The organism is Streptomyces sp. NPDC043952, from assembly GCF_056435325.1.
The window spans coordinates 133,307-148,969 of sequence record NZ_JBWKES010000003.1; the positions used below are offsets into that span (position 1 = coordinate 133,307).

The window sequence follows — 15,663 nt, forward strand, 5'->3', positions numbered from 1 at the left end:
GGGGACTGCTGCCCGCTTCACCCCCTTCCATCACATCGCATGCCGAACATCACACAGATGCCGAACGAGGCAACCCCGCACGCGCCACGGACATCACCCCCGCTACACCCGTACGAGCGACACGGTCTCCACCGCTTGGCGGCGCGCCCCCGGCGTCACACCCTGGCGTGCGCGCACGTGAAAGGGGCGCGGTCCATGGAACCGCGCCCCTTCGCCGTCTTTGGCCTCAGTCGGCGTCCGGGTGCCCCACGTGCAGGTCCACCTCGCAGGACGTGCCCTCGCCCAGCGTCACGTCCGCGAGGACGGGCCCGTAGCCCGAGGTGACGACGGTGTACGCCCCCGGAGCCAGGTTCCGCAGGGTGTACGCGCCCTCGGCGTCCGTCGCGGCCGAGGCGACCACCTCGCCCGAGGCGCTCAGCAGGGTGATGCGCGCGTCCGGGACCGGCTGGCCGGTGTGTTCGTGGCGCACCGTGCCGTGGACCCTGCCCAGGCCCGCCAGGGTGACGTCCGGTACGACGGGACCGGCGCCGGCGTCGAGTTGCACGGCCCGCGGATGGTGCCCGGTTGCCGAGACGACCAGGGTGTACGACGAGGGCTCACCCGGCGTCAGTTCGTACGCGCCGTCGGGACCGGTGCTGCCGATCGCCCGCTGCCGCCCGGAACGGTCGACCAGGGTGAGGGTCGCCCGCGCGAGGGGCTGCCCGGCGCTGTCGTACACCCGGCCGCGCACCACCCCGGCGGCGGGCGGCGCGGTGGTCGTCGCCGCCGTGCCCTTGTCCTCGACGGCGCTCCGGGTTTCCGCGGCGGTGGGTGAGGCCGGCGCGGGGGACGGCGCGCCCGCCGGTACCGGTTCCGTCCGGCGGCCGCGGATCAGCGACGCGCCCGCCGCCGCCAGCGACATCGCGATGGCGAGGGAGAAGACCACGACCAGGCCGTCGTGGAACGGCTGGGAGATCAGGTGCGGGAAGAACTCGCGGCCGGTGAGGTGTGCCGCGGCGGACGGGGACAGGTGGCCCAGGATGTCCGGGCCGAGCAGGTGCTGGATCGGGTTGTAGCCGAGGAACGCGGCGAACAGGACGCCGACCGGCGGGAGTTGGGCCACCGTGTGCGCGGCCCCCGCGGGCACGCCCTGGGCCGTCAGACCGGTGGTGAGGGTGTCGGGGAGGGTTCCGGCGAGTCCCGCAACCATGAGCGAGAAGAACACGCCCATGGACAGCACCATGCCCGCGTTCTGGAAGGTGGCGCGCATCCCGGAGGCCGCGCCGCGGGCGTCGGCCGGGACGCTGGACATGATGATCGCCGTGTTGGGGGCGGCGAACAGGCCGCCGCCGAGCCCGTTGAGGAAGATCAGCGCGGCGAACACCCAGTAGGAGAAGTCGCTCGGCAGGACCAGCAGCCCGGCGAACGACACCGCCATCACCAGGAAGCCGCACGCCGCGAACAGCCGCGCCCCGAACTTGTCCGACAGCGCGCCCGACAGCGGCCCGGCGAGCAGGAAGCCGATGGTCAGCGGGAGCATGTAGATGCCCGCCCACAGGGGGGTGTCGGCGTAGTCGTAGCCGTGCAGCGGCAGCCAGATGCCCTGGAGCCAGATGATCAGCATGAACTGGAGCCCGCCGCGGGCGATCGCGCCGAGCAGGGTGGCCGCGTTGCCGCCGGCGAAGGCCGCGTCGCGGAACAGCCGCAGCGGGAACATCGGTTCGGGGACCTTGGCCTCCACCAGGCAGAAGACCGCGAGCATCACGGCGCCGCCGATCAGGCCCGCCAGCACCCAGGGGTTGGACCAGCCCATGGTGTGGCCGCCGTACGGCTGGATGCCGTAGGTGATCCCGGCGAGCAGCGCGGTCAGGCCGAGGGCGAAGGTGATGTTGCCCCACCAGTCCATCCGCCCCGGCCTGCGGATGCCGGTCTCGTGCAGCGACTTGTACGCCCACACCGTGCCGATCAGGCCGATGGGCACGTTGACCCAGAAGATGGAGCGCCAGTTCCAGGTGACCAGCACACCGCCGAGCACCAGACCGAGGAAGGAACCGGCGATGCCCGCCACCATGTTGACGCCGAGGGCCATGCCGCGCTGGCGCGCCGGGAAGGCGTCGGTGAGGATCGCCGCCGAGTTGGCCATCAGCATCGAGCCGCCGACGGCCTGCACGATGCGCCAGCCGATCAGCCACAGCGCGCCGCTGCCGCCGTGGAACGGGTCGAGCGAGAGGATCACCGAGGTGACCGTGAAGATCAGGAAGCCCGCGTTGTAGATGCGGACCCGGCCCATCATGTCGCCGAGCCGGCCGAGCGCCACGACCAGTACCGCGGTGACGAGCATGTAGCCCATCAGCATCCACAGCAGATAGCTGACGTTGGCGGGTTCCAGCGGGTCCAGGCGGATGCCGGTGAAGATGCCGGGCAGCGAGATCAGCACGATCGAGCTGTTGATCGTGGCGATCAGCATGCCCACCGTGGTGTTGGTCAGCGCCACCCACTTGTAGCCGGGGTGATCGGCGCCGATCCAGCCGCGCCGGCGGTGCTGCCCGGTCTCGGAGGCGCCGGGTATGCGGTCGGTCTCCCTGGTCGTCATCGGTCGCTCCCGGTGTCAGGCCGTTCGGGCAGGGGGGCGCTCTGGGCGGGTCGAGCGCTCTGGGCGGGGTCGGCGAGCATGCGCCGCACGAGCGGGGCGACGACGCGCATGGCCTCGGCGAGCGCGTGCCGGTCGTCGTCCGGCAGCTTGGCCATCAGGTCGGCCAGGCGTGCGTCCCGTGACCGCCGGCGGGCGGCGAGCACCTGCCGCCCGGCGTCCGTGACGGCGATCAGCGTCACCCGGCCGTCCACCGCGTCACCGACGCGCATGACCAGGTCCTGGCGCTCCAGCCGCTGCACCAACTGGGTCATGGACGGCTGGGCCACGCCCTCCGCCGCCGCGAGGAGCGTGAGCCGGACCGGGCCCTCGCGTTCCAGCCGAGCCAGGGTGGAGGCCGCGGTGAAACTGAGGTCCCGGTGGTCCGTCACGACTCTGATCACGGCAGACGCCGTATCCGCCAGTGACTGTGCGGTCCGCTGTACGTCCGCATCTCTGTGAGAGTGATCCACACTCTTTAAGTATCACCCGCCTATATAGGAACCCTATGAAAATCTTCGTAAGAACTTCCGGACACGCCGGTGCCGGGACGGTGAATCCGTCCCGGCACCGGTTTTTCGGGGGTTTGCGCGGAGAAGCGGTCGCTCAGCGGACCGTGACGTCGAAAACAGGGGACGCCGTGCTGCCGCTGACCATCCGCAGCTCGTTCTTGCCCTTCAGGCCCAGCTCGGCGCGGAGCGCGTAGGAGCCGCTGCGGTTGACGGGCGCGGAGGCGGGCAGGGCGACCCACTTGCCGCGCTGCTTCTGCTGGAGGGTCACCGTGCTGCCCGCCTTGATGCCGGTGGTCTTGCCGGTGATCCGGAACAGCGTCCAGGCGGGCACCGAGGACACCGACGGCGTGGCCGTGATGGCGGGCTTGGCAGTCGCGGCCGCAGGGGCGGCGGGAGCCGCCGTGTGGGTGGCCGGGGTGGCGGCCATCGCCGAGCCCGCGAGGGCGAGCGAGGCCGCGCCCAGGACGCCGACGACGGCAACGCGCAGGGAACGCCGCTTCGTGACCATCATGAATCTGTCCTTTTCTGTGGTGAGTTCGACTGTTCACGCCAAAGGAGAGGAACATGTCGATTGGCGCGGTCACTTGGAACGACGACACCACGGGCGCGGGCGTTCACTGCTGGTTTGTCCCCGTCTTGTAACAGCCGGTCCGGCGTCACTCGCGGGGCCCGATCTCCTTCCCGTCGGCGTCCTGCACGGTGATGGCCTGCATCGGGCAGATGTCGGCCGCCTCCAGGGCGCGTTCCTCGCCCTCCGGGATCCGCTCGCGCACCGGACGCGCATGGTCGCCGTCGAGGACGAACAGGTCCGGCGCGGTCCCCGCGCACATGCCGGACGCCATGCACTGGCCCCGGTCCACGCTCAGCCGCCAGCTCATCGCCGCCTCACCACCCCACCGGCAGGACGCGGGGCCCGCGCACCAGCATCTCGGTCTTCCAGGTGATGTCCCCGGCGACGTGCAGCGACGGGAAGCGGGCCACCAACGCGCCGATGGCCTCCTGGAGTTCGAGCCGGGCGAGGGGTGCGCCGAGGCAGTGGTGCACGCCGTGGCCGAAGCCGAGGTGCGCGTTGCCCGCGCGGGTGAGGTCGAGCGTCCCGGCGTCGGTGAAGCGCAGCGCGTCCCGGTTGGCCGCCCCGATGGCGACCAGCACCGGCTCGCCGGCCCGTACCAGGGTGCCGCCGACCTCGACGTCCTCCTTGGCGTACCGGGCCTGGCCGGCCCCGCTGCCCAGCGGGACGAACCGCAGCAGCTCCTCGATCGCGCCCGTGATCAGCTCGGGCTCCGCACGCAGCCGCGCCAGCGCCTGCGGGTGATCGAGCAGGGTGAGCACGAAGTTGGGGATCTGGGTGGCGGTGGTCTCGTGGCCGGCCACCAGGATGCCGACGCACAGGTCGACCAGCTCCAGCTCCGACAGCCGGTCGCCGTGGTCGCGGGCCTCGATCAGCGCGGTCATCAGGTCGTCCCGCGGCTCGGCCCGGTGCGCGGCGATCAACTCGGCCATGTAGGCGCGCAGTTCCTCGCGGTTGCGGTCGAACTCCTCGGCCGTCAGCGAGCTGGTGGACAGTGCCGCGTCGCTCCACACGCGGAACTGGGGGCGGTCGCGCTCCGGCACCCCGAGCAGCCGGCAGATCACCGCCACCGGGATGGGCAGCGCATAGCGGTCGACCAGATCGACGGGCGGCCCCGCCGCCTCCATCGCGTCCAGCAGGGACGCCGTCAACTGCCGTACCTGCGGTCGGAGTTTCTCCACCTGGCGCACGGTGAACGCCTTCGCCACCAGCGAGCGCAGCCGGGTGTGGTCGGGCGGGTCCATGCTGAGGATCCCGCTGTCCCGGCGGCCCTCGGAGGCCCGCGGCTCGTCGTGTTCGAGGCTCAGCGCACGGCTGAACCGCTGGTCGCCGAGGACCAGCCGGGCGTCCGCGTACCGGGTGGCGAGCCAGGCCGGCTCCCCGTACGGCATCCGTACGCGCAGCAGTCCGGGGGTGTCACGGGCGCGGTCGTACGCCTCGGACAGATCGAGGTCCTGGCCGGAGTTGAAGGGGTAGGCGAGGGGTGTCTGGTCCGTTGCCGTCACAGCTGTCTCCCTTGTGTAAGCACACGCTTACAACGCTAGGAGCCGCGCACCGGGCGCGCAACGACGCTAATCGGCCGTTACTCTGCGGGTCCGGTCGGGATGCGCGCGGGCGCGGGGCGGCGAAGGAGCAGCGGGTGGACGGCGGCGAGTACACGCAGGACCGGCACCGGAGCGCCGGCGGCGCACCGGACGGGGAGCCGCCGCAGCGCCCGCGCGACGCCAGGGAGACCCGCGCACGCATCCTGCGCGCGGCCGGCGCGGTCTTCGCCGAGCGGGGCTACGAGGCCGCCACGGTCCGGGACATCGCCGCCCGCGCCGGGGTGAACCAGGCGCTCATATTCCGCTACTTCGGCTCGAAAAAGGCCCTCCTCGCCGAGGTGATGGCGCAGGACGGCAAGGCGCAGGTGAGCAGCACCCCGCCGGAGCGGCTGTTCGAAACCGCGCTGCGCGGCGTCCTCGCGCCCCAGGGCGGCGCCGGCGCGGACCGGCTGCTCGCCGTCTACCTCCGTTCCATCGGCGGCGCCGACGCCGCCCCGGAGACGGTCCGCGCGCTGGGCGAGGAGTACGCCGCCGCGCTCGCCGCCCTCTCGGGGGCCGAGGACGGCACCCTGCGCGCCCAGCTCGCCATGGCCTGGCTGCTCGGGATCGGCCTGATGCGCGTCGTCGTCGGCCAGGAACCGCTGGCGAGCGCCGACCCGGACACGGTCTGCGCGCACGTCCTCGCGGCACTGGACCGGCTGCTGCCGGTCGCGCCGGGGGAGGAGAGGGGGGCGGGGACGGGGGTCGGACCGGGGGAAGGGATGGAGGCGGGGACCGGGGTCGGACCGGGGGAGGAGGCGGGGGCGAAGCCGGGGGCCGGCCCGGCGGAGGAGCGGCCCGGCGCGCGGTCGTAGCCGCCGCGGTACGGCGTCGAGTGCGGGCGCGGTGGCATCCGCCCGCCGGTCTCAAGCGGCCGGCGCCCGCCGGTCTCGGGTGGCCGCCGCTCGCTGGTCCCTGGCGGCCATGGCTCGCTGGTCCCTGGCGGTCACCGCCCGCTGGTCCGAGGCGGCCACGGCTCGCTGGTCTCGGGTGGCCGCCGCCCGTCGTTTCAGGCGGCGCCGCCGGTCTCAGGTGGCCGCCGCCGAGCTCACCCCGAGCCCCGTGAGATACGCGCCGAGCACCCGGTTCAGCCGCGGCTCCACCTCCACCACCGCGTGGGCGAACCGGGGATCGCCGGCGTACAGCTCGCGCAGGCGGGGGCCGGGCGTGGCCATCTGCCACAGCGCCCCGGCGAGACTCGTCGCCGTCGCGATCGTGTCGACGCCCTGCTGCTCGTCGAGACCGAGCAGCCGGCCCAGTTCGCCGACGATCAGCTCGACCTCCTTCAGGGTGACGAGCTTGAAGGAGCGCACCGACTCGGTCGACACGTTCCGCTCCAGGTTGAGCGGCGCCTGTGCGAGCAGGTCGCAGAACATGGGGCGCGCCGCCAGCGTGCCCGCGAACACGGCCGCCACCTCGGCGGGCGTGGCCCCGGCCCGCCGGCCCAGGTCGGCGCGGAGCTCGGCGGACCACTCCCGCCAGCCCTCGGCGGTCAGCGCGAGGAAGATCTGCTCCCGCGTCTCGAAATAGCGCAGCAGCGCGGACTTGTGCATGCCCACGGCTCCGGCGATGTCCGTGAGGGTGACGTCCCGCACCCCCCGCACCCGGCCGAGCGTCCGGGCGGCGTCCAGGATCGCCGCTTCCCGTGCCTGTTTGGCCTCGGCACTGCGCGCACGCTGAAAGGCAGGCTCACTCATGCGGACATCATAGAAAGCTTTAAGGCAACGGTGTTGCGCTAATAAGAGAACGGTGTTGTACTAACACTATGAGTGCACAGGATTCCCGCGTCTGGTTCATCACCGGTTCGTCGCGCGGCTTCGGCCGCGCCCTGGTCACCGCCGCGCTGGAGGCGGGCGACCGCGTCGTGGCCACCGCCCGCCGCCCCGAGACCCTTTCGGAAGAACTCGCCGGGTACGGCGACCGCGTCCTGCCCCTCGCCCTGGACGTCACCAGCCCGGACGCGGCACGCGCGGCCGTCGAGGCGGCCGTCGCCCGCTTCGGACGCATCGACGTGCTCGTGAACAACGCGGGCTACGCGAACGTCTCGCCCATCGAGACGACCGAGGACGACGACTTCCGTGCCCAGTTCGAGACCAACTTCTGGGGCGTCTACCACGTCACCAAGGCCGCCCTCCCGGTCCTGCGCCGGCAGGGGGCCGGCACCGTCGTGCAGTTCTCCTCGATCGGCGGCCGGGTAGGCGGCTCGCCGGGCATCGCGTCGTACCAGGCGGCCAAGTTCGCCGTGGACGGCTTCAGCCGGGTGCTGGCGACGGAGACCGCGCCGTTCGGGGTGCGGGTCATGGTGGTCGAGCCGAGCGGCTTCGCCACCGACTGGGCCGGCTCCTCCATGACCGTCCACGACGTGCCCGAGGCCTACGACGCGACCGTGGGCGCGATGAACCGGCTGATGCGGCAGAACACGGCCGGCGCGGCCGGTGACCCGCGCCGCGCCGCCGAGATCATCGTCCGCACCGTGCGGCGCGGCGACGTCCCGAGCCATCTCCTGCTCGGGGTGAACGCCGTGACCATGGCGCTGGACTACTCCCGCCGCCAACTCGCCGAGGCGGGCGCCTGGGAGGAGGTCAGCCGCTCGGCGGACTTCGGCGAGCCCTACCCGGTACCGCTCCCGTCGCAGGAGCCCGCGTGAGCGCGGGCCGGTCCCCGTCCGGGGCCGCTCACTTGCCCAGCAGCAGCCCCGCCCCGCTGACGTAGACGTGCACCCCGTCCTTGTCCACCGCGACCCGCTGGACGCGCAGCGCGCCGGAGGGCGGTTCGGGGATCCGGAAGGCGAAGTCGAACCGGTCGGCGATCTGCGGGCGGGTCAGCTTGGTCAGCGAGGTGAGCAGGGACAGGTCGACGCCGAGCCGCTTGAGCACCTCGGGGTGGGCGAGCGCCAGGTCCATCAGGTTCAGCCGGGTCAGCTGGTGCAGGAAGCGCGGTGCGCCGGTGAGCCGGTGGAGCTTGTCCTCGTCGTGCAGTGCGGCGTCCACCGCGCTGTCCGGCACGCCCAGGCGGTGCACGATCTCCGGGACGCCCAGCAGCGCCTTGATCTTGTCCGCCTCCCGTGTGACCCGGCGCGCGGCGGCCTTGGTGAGATGCAGCCCCTCGGCAGGGCCGGTACCGGGCCGGTAGGTCGCGAGGTCGCCGATGTCCAGCCGTATCCCGTCCACCGAGGTGCTGATGCCGCGGTCCCCGTCGCGCCCGACACGGGCGTCGGCGCGCACCCGCACGTCCTGCCCGGCGACGCGCAGCGAGCCGAGCGCCCTGATCCGGTCGGGGCCCAGTGCGCTGAACGCCACCTGGGAGGCGCCCAGTTCACGGTTCATGTCGGCGAAGGACAGCAGGACCTGGCCGTGCAGCTGCCGGACGAGGGCTCCGCGTACGGCAGTCGGTCCGTCGCCGTCGATGCGTATGTCGTGCGCGGTGGCGGTGACCTGGGTCAGGGTGACCCGGTTCGCCGGCACGTCCGGGACGGTGATCTGGACCGAGTCCAGCCGCTGGTCGAGCAGTTGGGTCAGGAAGGGGAAGCCGCCGATCCGCACCTCGGGCGTGGCGGTCAGCTGCAGCCGGTCCTTGAGCCGGTCGGCGGCCTGGCGCTCGGCGTAGAGCAGTGCCCAGCGGTCGGCCAGGGCGACGAGGCAGGCGAAGGTGAGCGCCCAGACGGTCAGCCTGAGCAGGGTGGGCAGCCCGGTGGCGCGGTTGCGGCGGCGGCCCCGGCGCCTGTGGTTGGGTGGCGTCCAGGGCTCGTCGGCGTCCTCCTCCGGCCGGTCCGGGGCGTCGTCCGCGCGCAGGAAGTCGTCCAGCGCACTGTCGGTCGGGCCGTCCGCCGGATCGCCGGGGGGATCGTCCGCGAGCGCGGCCAGTTCATCGTACGGACTTCGCCCGGACGGAACCCGGTGGGGGCCGGGTCCGTCGGAGTGAGTGGTGTGATGCGTCGAGGTGTGGGGGGTACGCATCGGCAGATTTGATCACATAACCCAACCGGGCTCGCAACTCTGGTGAGGGGTTGGACCGGGAATGGCCCGATTCGCACGCGTTATCGAGTAGCGCTCAACTCGCTTGTGCCCGGCCGCCGTTGGAGACTGTCGGCGACGGGTCCGTGAAGGACGGAAAGGAAGACCTCCATGACGGCACGGCAGGGCGGGCGTTTCGCGGGCAGGACGGCGGTGGTGACCGGCGGCAGCAGGGGGATCGGGGCGGCGGTCGCCACCCGCCTGGCGGCCGAGGGGGCGGCCGTCGTCATCGGCTACCGCAGCAACCGGGCGGCGGCCGACGCGCTGGTCTCGGCGATCGAGGCGGACGGCGGCAGGGCCCTCGCCCACGGCGCGGACGTCGCCGACCCCGCCCAGAGCGAGGCGCTGATCGAGCGCGCGGTCACGGAATTCGGCCGGCTGGACGTGCTGGCCTCCTGCGCCGGCGTCGAGCACTTCGGCGCCCTGGAAGACCTCACCCCGGCCGAATTCGACCGCGTCTTCGCGGTCAACACCCGCGGCCAGCTGTTCGCGGCCCAGCACGCCGCCGCCCGGATGGGGGAGGGCGGCAGGATCGTGCTCACCTCCTCGGTCAGCGCATCCCGCGCGGTCTTCGCGCACACCCTGTACGCCGCCTCCAAGGCCGCCGTGGAGGCCATGGTCCTCAACCTCTCCGCCGAACTGGGCCAGCGCGGCATCACCATCAACGCGATCGCCCCCGGCGGCACCGACACCGACATGGCGGCCGAGAACTCGGCCGGATACCAGCACCCCCGGCTGCGCGGCGAGATGCCGCTCGGGCAGTGGCTGTCCGTGCACGGCGCGCTCGGCCGGCTGGCCACGCCCGAGGAGATCGCCGCGGGCTACGCCTACCTGGCCAGTGATGACGCCGCTTACATGACCGGCCGCACGCTCGCCCTGGACGGCGGTTTCTTCTGAGCCGTTGCCCGTGCTCACGACTGGCCGGAGCGCACCGGGTCGTCGGCCGCCTCCCGCGGCCGCTTCCCGGCCCCCGACCGCGTCAGCCGGTCCCGCTGCCAGTCGAACGTGGCGAGCGCCAGGGACGCCACCATGCCGATGAGCGCGGCACCCAGCGCCATGACGACGGCGGTGCGGTAGTCGTGGTGCCGGCCGAGCATCAGGTAGTAGAGGCCGGGCAGCGCGGCCGTACCCACCGCCGCGCCGAGCCGCTGCCCGGTCTGGAGCGCGCCGCCCGCCGCGCCCGCCATCCGCACCGGCACGTCCCGCAGCGTCATCGTGAAGTTCGGCGAGACCACGAAGCCGCCGCCGATGCCGCCGAGGAACAGCACCGGGGCGGCGACCCAGGGGGCGATGCCGAGGTCCACGTAGTGCAGCAGCACCGCGGTGCCGCCCAGGCCGAGGATCACCCCCGCGAGACCCCACACGGTGAGCAGCCGGCCCAGCCGCTCCACCAGCCGCCCCGCGACCACGGCCGCGACCGCCGAGCCCACGGCGAACGGGGTCACCGCGAGCCCGGAGCGCAGCGGGGAGAAGCCCAGACCGTGCTGGTAGAAGAGGGCGAAGACCAGCCACACCCCGCTGAATCCGATGAAGTAGAGGGTGCCGACGCCCGCGCCGACCGCGTAGCCGCGCACGGTGCTGAACAGCCGCGGATCCAGCAGCGGCTGATCGCCCCTGGCCACCAGACGCCGCTGCCACTGCGCGAAGACCAGCAGCACGACGACGCCCACGGGGAACAGCCACCACAGCCGGTCGATCCCGCCGGAGTCCGCCTGGACCAGCGGAAACATCAGCGCGAGCACCCCGAGACCGAGGAGCAGCACACCGGCGGCGTCCACATGGCCCCGGCCGGACCCCCGCACGCGCGGCAGCAGCCGGCGGCCGAGCAGTACGGCGAGGATGCCGATGGGCACATTGACGTAGAAGATCCACCGCCAGCCGTCGCTGCCGGAGGCCAGCGCGAGGATGGCGCCACCGGTGATGGGCCCGACGGCCGAGGAGATGCCGACGGTCGCGCCGAAGAAACCGAAGGCCCGGCCGCGCTCCGCACCCCGGAACAGCTGCTGGATGAGGGCGGAGTTCTGGGGCGCCATGAATCCGGCCGCGAGGCCCTGGGCGAGCCGGGCCACCACCAGCAGGGTGATGTCGGGGGCCGCCCCGCAGGCCGCGCTGAACAGCACGAAGGCGCTGAGCGCGAGCAGGAAGATACGGCGCCGGTCCAGGGCGTCGCCGAGCCGCCCCGCGGTGACGAGCGCGAGGGCGAAGGTGAGCGCGTACCCCGACACCACCCACTGCACCTGGGCAGGGGAGGCCCCCAGATCCCGCTGGACGGTGGGCAGGGCGACCGCCACGATCGTCACGTCCAGCAGGCTCATGAAGCCCGCCACGAGCGTCACCCACAGGGCCCGCCATCGGCGCGGGTCCGGCTGGTAACCGTCGTCCTGGGCCCCCTGGCCGCGGCCGTCCGCCGGCGTCGACGTACTCACCTGGGCTCCTCTCCGCTGGGGCCCCGTCCGGAGGGTTCAGGTTCCCCCTCCGGAGCAGGTGCACACACCTTTCACTGCAACCGCAAAGGGCGGGAGGAAAATCCGCCCTGGGCGGACCGGCGGGCCGGCTGCGGCAAGATCCCGTTGTCAGTGGTGGCTGCGAGGCTTGGACCATGAACGGCGACGACGAGCAGCTGCTGCGCGGCCGGGTCTACGGCCATGACCACGAGGATCCGGGCCCGCGCCCGGACCGCAGGTATGCCGAACTGGTCGGTGGCCCCCTGGACGGCCTGCTCCTGGACATCACCGACCTGCCCGGCGACGCTTCCGCCAGAGGCATACCGCTGGCGACCGAGCTGGGCCGGTTCGGCACCGGCGGCCGGGCGATATACACCCCGCGCCCCGGCGACCCCGGCCGCCTGGACTGGAGCGGCGACATCCCCTGAGGACCACCACACCGGAGTGTCATCCACCCACGGTAGCCGAGTGGATGCGGAACGAAGCGGTGAGTTTGAGCGCGTGAGATCTGCGCAGGCGTTGGCGTGTGCAATGCGTTTCGGCGAAAGGAACACCGCGATGATGGCGACTGACCACGACAATCCCGTGGATACGGCGGATCCCGCCGCGGTCAGACGCCACCGGATGCTCTTTCGTGCCATCGAGAAGCGGCGCAATCCGAAGCTGCGCCGCAGCGACATCACCGTGACCGACGAAGCGGCGGTCAAGCGCGCCACGAAGGCCGCCGCGCTCGGCAACGCGATGGAGTGGTACGACTTCGGCATCTACAGCTATCTGGCGGCGACCCTGGGCAAGGTCTTCTTCCCCTCGGGCAACGACACCGCGCAGCTGCTCAGCAGCTTCGCGACCTTCGCGGTCGCCTTCCTGGTGCGGCCCATCGGCGGCATGGTCCTCGGGCCGCTCGGCGACAAGATCGGCCGCAAGACCATCCTCGCCCTCACCATGATCATGATGGCGATCGGCACCTTCGCCATCGGCCTGATCCCCTCGCATGCCGCCATCGGCATCTGGGCCCCGACCCTGCTGATCTTCTTCCGCCTGGTGCAGGGCTTCTCGACCGGCGGTGAGTACGGCGGCGCCTCCACCTTCATCGCGGAGTACGCCCCCGACAAGCGGCGCGGCTACTTCGGCAGCTTCCTGGAGTTCGGCACGCTCGCCGGATACGTGGGGGCGTCCGGCCTCGTCGTCGCCCTGACCAGCTTCCTCAGCGACGACCAGATGCTGCACTGGGGCTGGCGCGTCCCCTTCCTGGTCGCTGCCCCGCTCGGCTTCATCGGCCTGTATCTGCGGCTCAAGCTGGACGAGACGCCCGCCTTCCAGAAGCTGGAGGGCGGCCTGGCCAGGGCCACCGAGGCCGCCGACGCGGTGGAGACCTCGGCCGCCGCCGACCTCGGCAAGATCTTCACCCGCTACTGGCGGCCGCTGCTGCTGTGCGTCGCCCTCGTGGCGGCGTACAACATCACCGACTACATGCTGCTGTCGTACATGCCGACCTACCTGTCCGACGAGCTCGGCTACGACACCAACCACGGGCTGCTGATCCTGCTGATCGTGATGGTCCTCCAGATGTGCGTCATCAACCAGGTCGGCCGCCTCTCGGACCGTTTCGGCCGCAAGCCCCTGCTGATGACGGGGATGCTCGGCTTCCTGGTCCTGTCGGTGCCCTCGTTCCTGCTCATCCGGCAGGGCGACGTCGCCCTGATCAGTCTCGGCCTGCTGCTGATGGGCCTGTCCCTGGTGGCCATGCTCGGCACCATGTCCGCGGCCCTTCCGGCGATCTTCCCGACGCACGTCCGCTACGGCTCCCTCTCGGTCGCCTACAACTTCTCCACCTCCCTGTTCGGCGGCACCACCCCGCTGGTGATCACGGCCCTGATCGGCGTCTTCCACACCAATCTGGTGCCGGCCTTCTACGCCATGGGCGCGGCGGCCGTGGGCGTCATCGCCGTCCTGTGCATGACGGAGACGGCGAAGAAGCCGCTGGCCGGCTCCCCGCCGTCCGTCGAGTCGGAGGCGGAGGCCGCCGAACTGGTCCGCGCCCAGTCACCCGACCCCAAGTTCTGACCGGCCGACCACCCCTCGACCGCCGGGTGCCGCACCGCGCCCGGCGGTCCGGCTTGATCAAACCGGCCTTTATCTGGGAGCGCTCCCGTGGGAGCGCTCCCAGATTGGCATAATGAAGGTCCACCGTTCCCGGGGGCCGTGTCAAGGGAACGAACACTTCGAGTCGGTGCGACTGACGGGTTGTCATCCATGGTGACGGGCAAGGGCGCGATGGCTGCGGGCGAGGGGCGGGGCGGCCGGCCGACGCTGGAGATGGTCGCCGCGCGGGCCGGTGTCGGGCGGGGCACGGTCTCGCGGGTGGTCAACGGCTCCCCGCATGTCAGCGCCCAGGCGCGGGCGGCCGTGGAGGCGGCGATCGCCGAGCTCGGCTACGTGCCCAACCGCGCCGCCCGCGCGCTGGCCGCCGACCGCACGGACGCGGTCGCCCTGGTCATCCCCGAATCGGAGACCAGGCTGGGCGCTGAGCCGTACTTCCTGGACATCGTGCGCGGCGTGAGCACCGAACTCGCCGATACGGACATGCAGTTGCTGCTCACCCTGATCCGCACCCCGCGCGAACGCCAGCGCCTGGGCCAGCACCTGGCGGCCCGCCGCGTCGACGGCGTGCTGCTGGTGTCCGTGCACGAGAACGACCCGCTGCCCAGCCTGCTGGAGCGGCTGCGGGTGCCGACCGTGCTGAACGGCCGGCGCTCGGAGCGGGAATGGATGTCCTACGTCGACGCCGACAACGTGGGCGGCGCCCGGTCGGCCGCCGAGCATCTGCTGGGCCTGGGCCGGCGGACCGTCGCCACCATCACCGGACCCCTGGACATGTACGTCGCCCGCTGCCGCCTCGACGGCTACACCCAGGCGGTGAACTCCGCGGGGCTGGACGGCGGCACCTCGCTGGTCGCCCACGGCGACTTCACCGAGGAGGGTGGCCGCGCCGCCATGCGGACCCTGCTGGAGCGGCACCCCGGCATCGACGCCGTCTTCGCCGCCTCCGACGTCATGGCGAGCGGTGCCCTGCACGTCCTGCGCCAGTCGGGGCGCCGGGTGCCCGAGGACGTGGCGCTGGTCGGCTTCGACGACTCCGCGGTGGCCCGGCACGCCGACCCGCCGCTCACCAGCGTGCGCCAGCCGACCGAGGAGATGGGCCGCACCATGGCGCGGGTACTGCTGGAGGAGATCGAGTCCCGCAACGGCATCCGCCGCCATGTGGTGCTCTCCACGGAGCTGGTGGTACGCGAGTCCGCCTGAGCGGGGCGCCGGGAGACCGCCACGGCGACCGGGCGCCGCTCGGGCGCTGGCCCGCTCGACGCCGGCGGGCTACGCCGGGTGTCCGTTGCGGCATCCGGGTGCTGCTCCGGGTCTGGTCTGTTCGGCGCTGGTGGGCCGCGCCGGGTGGCCGGTTCGGCGTTCGGGTGCTGCTCCGGGTCTGGTCTGCTCGGCACCGGCGGGCCACGCCGGGAGAGCGTTCCGGTGTCCAGGGCGCCGCTCCGGGGCTGGGCCGCCCGGCACCCGCGCGCTACGCCGGGAGAGCGTTCCGATATCCGGGCGCCGCTCCGGGGCCGGCCCGCCCGGCACCCGCGGGCCACGCCGGGAAGGCGTTCCGGCCCCATGCGTCCGCGTCGGGAGGCCGTTTGGGCTCCATGCGCCGCGCTGGGAGACCGTTCCGACATTCGCGCGCCGCGCCGGGAGAGCGTTCCGGCGTCCGTGCGCCAGGCAGGCCGGGCGTTCCGGCATTCATCTGCCACGCCGGGGGGCGCACCCCGTGGTGCGGGGCCACCCCCTCCGTGCATGTGCCGAATGGCTGTTTCTCCGCCTTGCTTCCGGCGCCGCGCGGCGACCGGTTCCCGACGGCCCGATGGCGGCTGCCCAGCGGTAGG

General features: G+C 72.5%; 14 protein-coding genes. 6 read left to right on the forward strand and 8 right to left on the reverse strand.

What is annotated here, in order from left to right:
• Positions 1–226 precede the first annotated feature (226 nt).
• From AC069R_RS04375 to AC069R_RS04395, 5 genes are all read right to left on the reverse strand, one after another.
• Complete coding sequence (locus AC069R_RS04375) at positions 227–2,446, reverse strand: MFS transporter (protein ID WP_478764753.1); 2,220 nt, start codon at positions 2,444–2,446, stop codon at positions 227–229.
• Between the two features lie 122 nt (positions 2,447–2,568).
• A complete protein-coding gene (locus tag AC069R_RS04380) occupies positions 2,569–3,012 on the reverse strand; it encodes a MarR family winged helix-turn-helix transcriptional regulator (protein WP_478764412.1) in 444 nt (147 codons plus the stop codon).
• A 202-nt stretch (positions 3,013–3,214) separates the two neighbouring features.
• On the reverse strand, positions 3,215–3,631 hold the full coding sequence (locus tag AC069R_RS04385) for a hypothetical protein (RefSeq protein WP_478764414.1): 417 nt from the start codon (positions 3,629–3,631) through the stop codon (positions 3,215–3,217).
• Between the two features lie 145 nt (positions 3,632–3,776).
• Positions 3,777–3,998: a ferredoxin gene (locus AC069R_RS04390; protein ID WP_478764416.1), complete on the reverse strand. Its 222-nt coding sequence runs from the start codon at positions 3,996–3,998 to the stop codon at positions 3,777–3,779.
• A 7-nt stretch (positions 3,999–4,005) separates the two neighbouring features.
• A complete protein-coding gene (locus tag AC069R_RS04395) occupies positions 4,006–5,196 on the reverse strand; it encodes a cytochrome P450 (protein ID WP_478764418.1) in 1,191 nt (396 codons plus the stop codon).
• A 134-nt stretch (positions 5,197–5,330) separates the two neighbouring features.
• On the opposite strand from AC069R_RS04395, the gene AC069R_RS04400 reads away from it, so the two are divergent.
• A complete protein-coding gene (locus AC069R_RS04400) occupies positions 5,331–6,089 on the forward strand; it encodes a TetR/AcrR family transcriptional regulator (RefSeq protein WP_478764420.1) in 759 nt (252 codons plus the stop codon).
• Positions 6,090–6,302: 213 nt separating this feature from the next.
• Here AC069R_RS04400 and AC069R_RS04405 read toward each other — a convergent pair whose 3' ends face one another.
• Entirely contained in the window at positions 6,303–6,971 is a 669-nt protein-coding gene (locus tag AC069R_RS04405; RefSeq protein WP_478764421.1) for a TetR/AcrR family transcriptional regulator, read from the reverse strand.
• 68 nt (positions 6,972–7,039) lie between these two features.
• Between AC069R_RS04405 and AC069R_RS04410 the strand changes: the two genes are divergently transcribed.
• The gene (locus AC069R_RS04410; protein ID WP_478764423.1) at positions 7,040–7,921 is read left to right on the forward strand and encodes an SDR family NAD(P)-dependent oxidoreductase; all 882 of its coding nucleotides are present in this window, start codon (positions 7,040–7,042) and stop codon (positions 7,919–7,921) included.
• 28 nt (positions 7,922–7,949) lie between these two features.
• Here AC069R_RS04410 and AC069R_RS04415 read toward each other — a convergent pair whose 3' ends face one another.
• A complete protein-coding gene (locus AC069R_RS04415; RefSeq protein ID WP_478764425.1) occupies positions 7,950–9,230 on the reverse strand; it encodes an LmeA family phospholipid-binding protein in 1,281 nt (426 codons plus the stop codon).
• 168 nt (positions 9,231–9,398) lie between these two features.
• On the opposite strand from AC069R_RS04415, the gene AC069R_RS04420 reads away from it, so the two are divergent.
• Positions 9,399–10,184, forward strand: coding sequence for an SDR family NAD(P)-dependent oxidoreductase (locus AC069R_RS04420; RefSeq protein WP_478764426.1), 786 nt, complete (start codon positions 9,399–9,401; stop codon positions 10,182–10,184).
• 14 nt (positions 10,185–10,198) lie between these two features.
• Here AC069R_RS04420 and AC069R_RS04425 read toward each other — a convergent pair whose 3' ends face one another.
• Positions 10,199–11,602, reverse strand: coding sequence for an MFS transporter (locus AC069R_RS04425; protein WP_478764755.1), 1,404 nt, complete (start codon positions 11,600–11,602; stop codon positions 10,199–10,201).
• A 284-nt stretch (positions 11,603–11,886) separates the two neighbouring features.
• Between AC069R_RS04425 and AC069R_RS04430 the strand changes: the two genes are divergently transcribed.
• The 3 genes from AC069R_RS04430 to AC069R_RS04440 all read left to right on the forward strand — a co-directional run bounded on the left by AC069R_RS04430 (position 11,887) and on the right by AC069R_RS04440 (position 15,034).
• A complete protein-coding gene (locus AC069R_RS04430) occupies positions 11,887–12,159 on the forward strand; it encodes a hypothetical protein (protein WP_478764428.1) in 273 nt (90 codons plus the stop codon).
• A gap of 130 nt (positions 12,160–12,289) precedes the next feature.
• Positions 12,290–13,795 carry an MFS transporter gene (locus AC069R_RS04435; protein ID WP_478764430.1) on the forward strand — a complete coding sequence of 502 codons (1,506 nt, stop codon included), beginning with the start codon at positions 12,290–12,292 and terminating at the stop codon, positions 13,793–13,795.
• 210 nt (positions 13,796–14,005) lie between these two features.
• Entirely contained in the window at positions 14,006–15,034 is a 1,029-nt protein-coding gene (locus AC069R_RS04440; RefSeq protein WP_478764757.1) for a LacI family DNA-binding transcriptional regulator, read from the forward strand.
• Positions 15,035–15,663 lie beyond the last annotated feature (629 nt).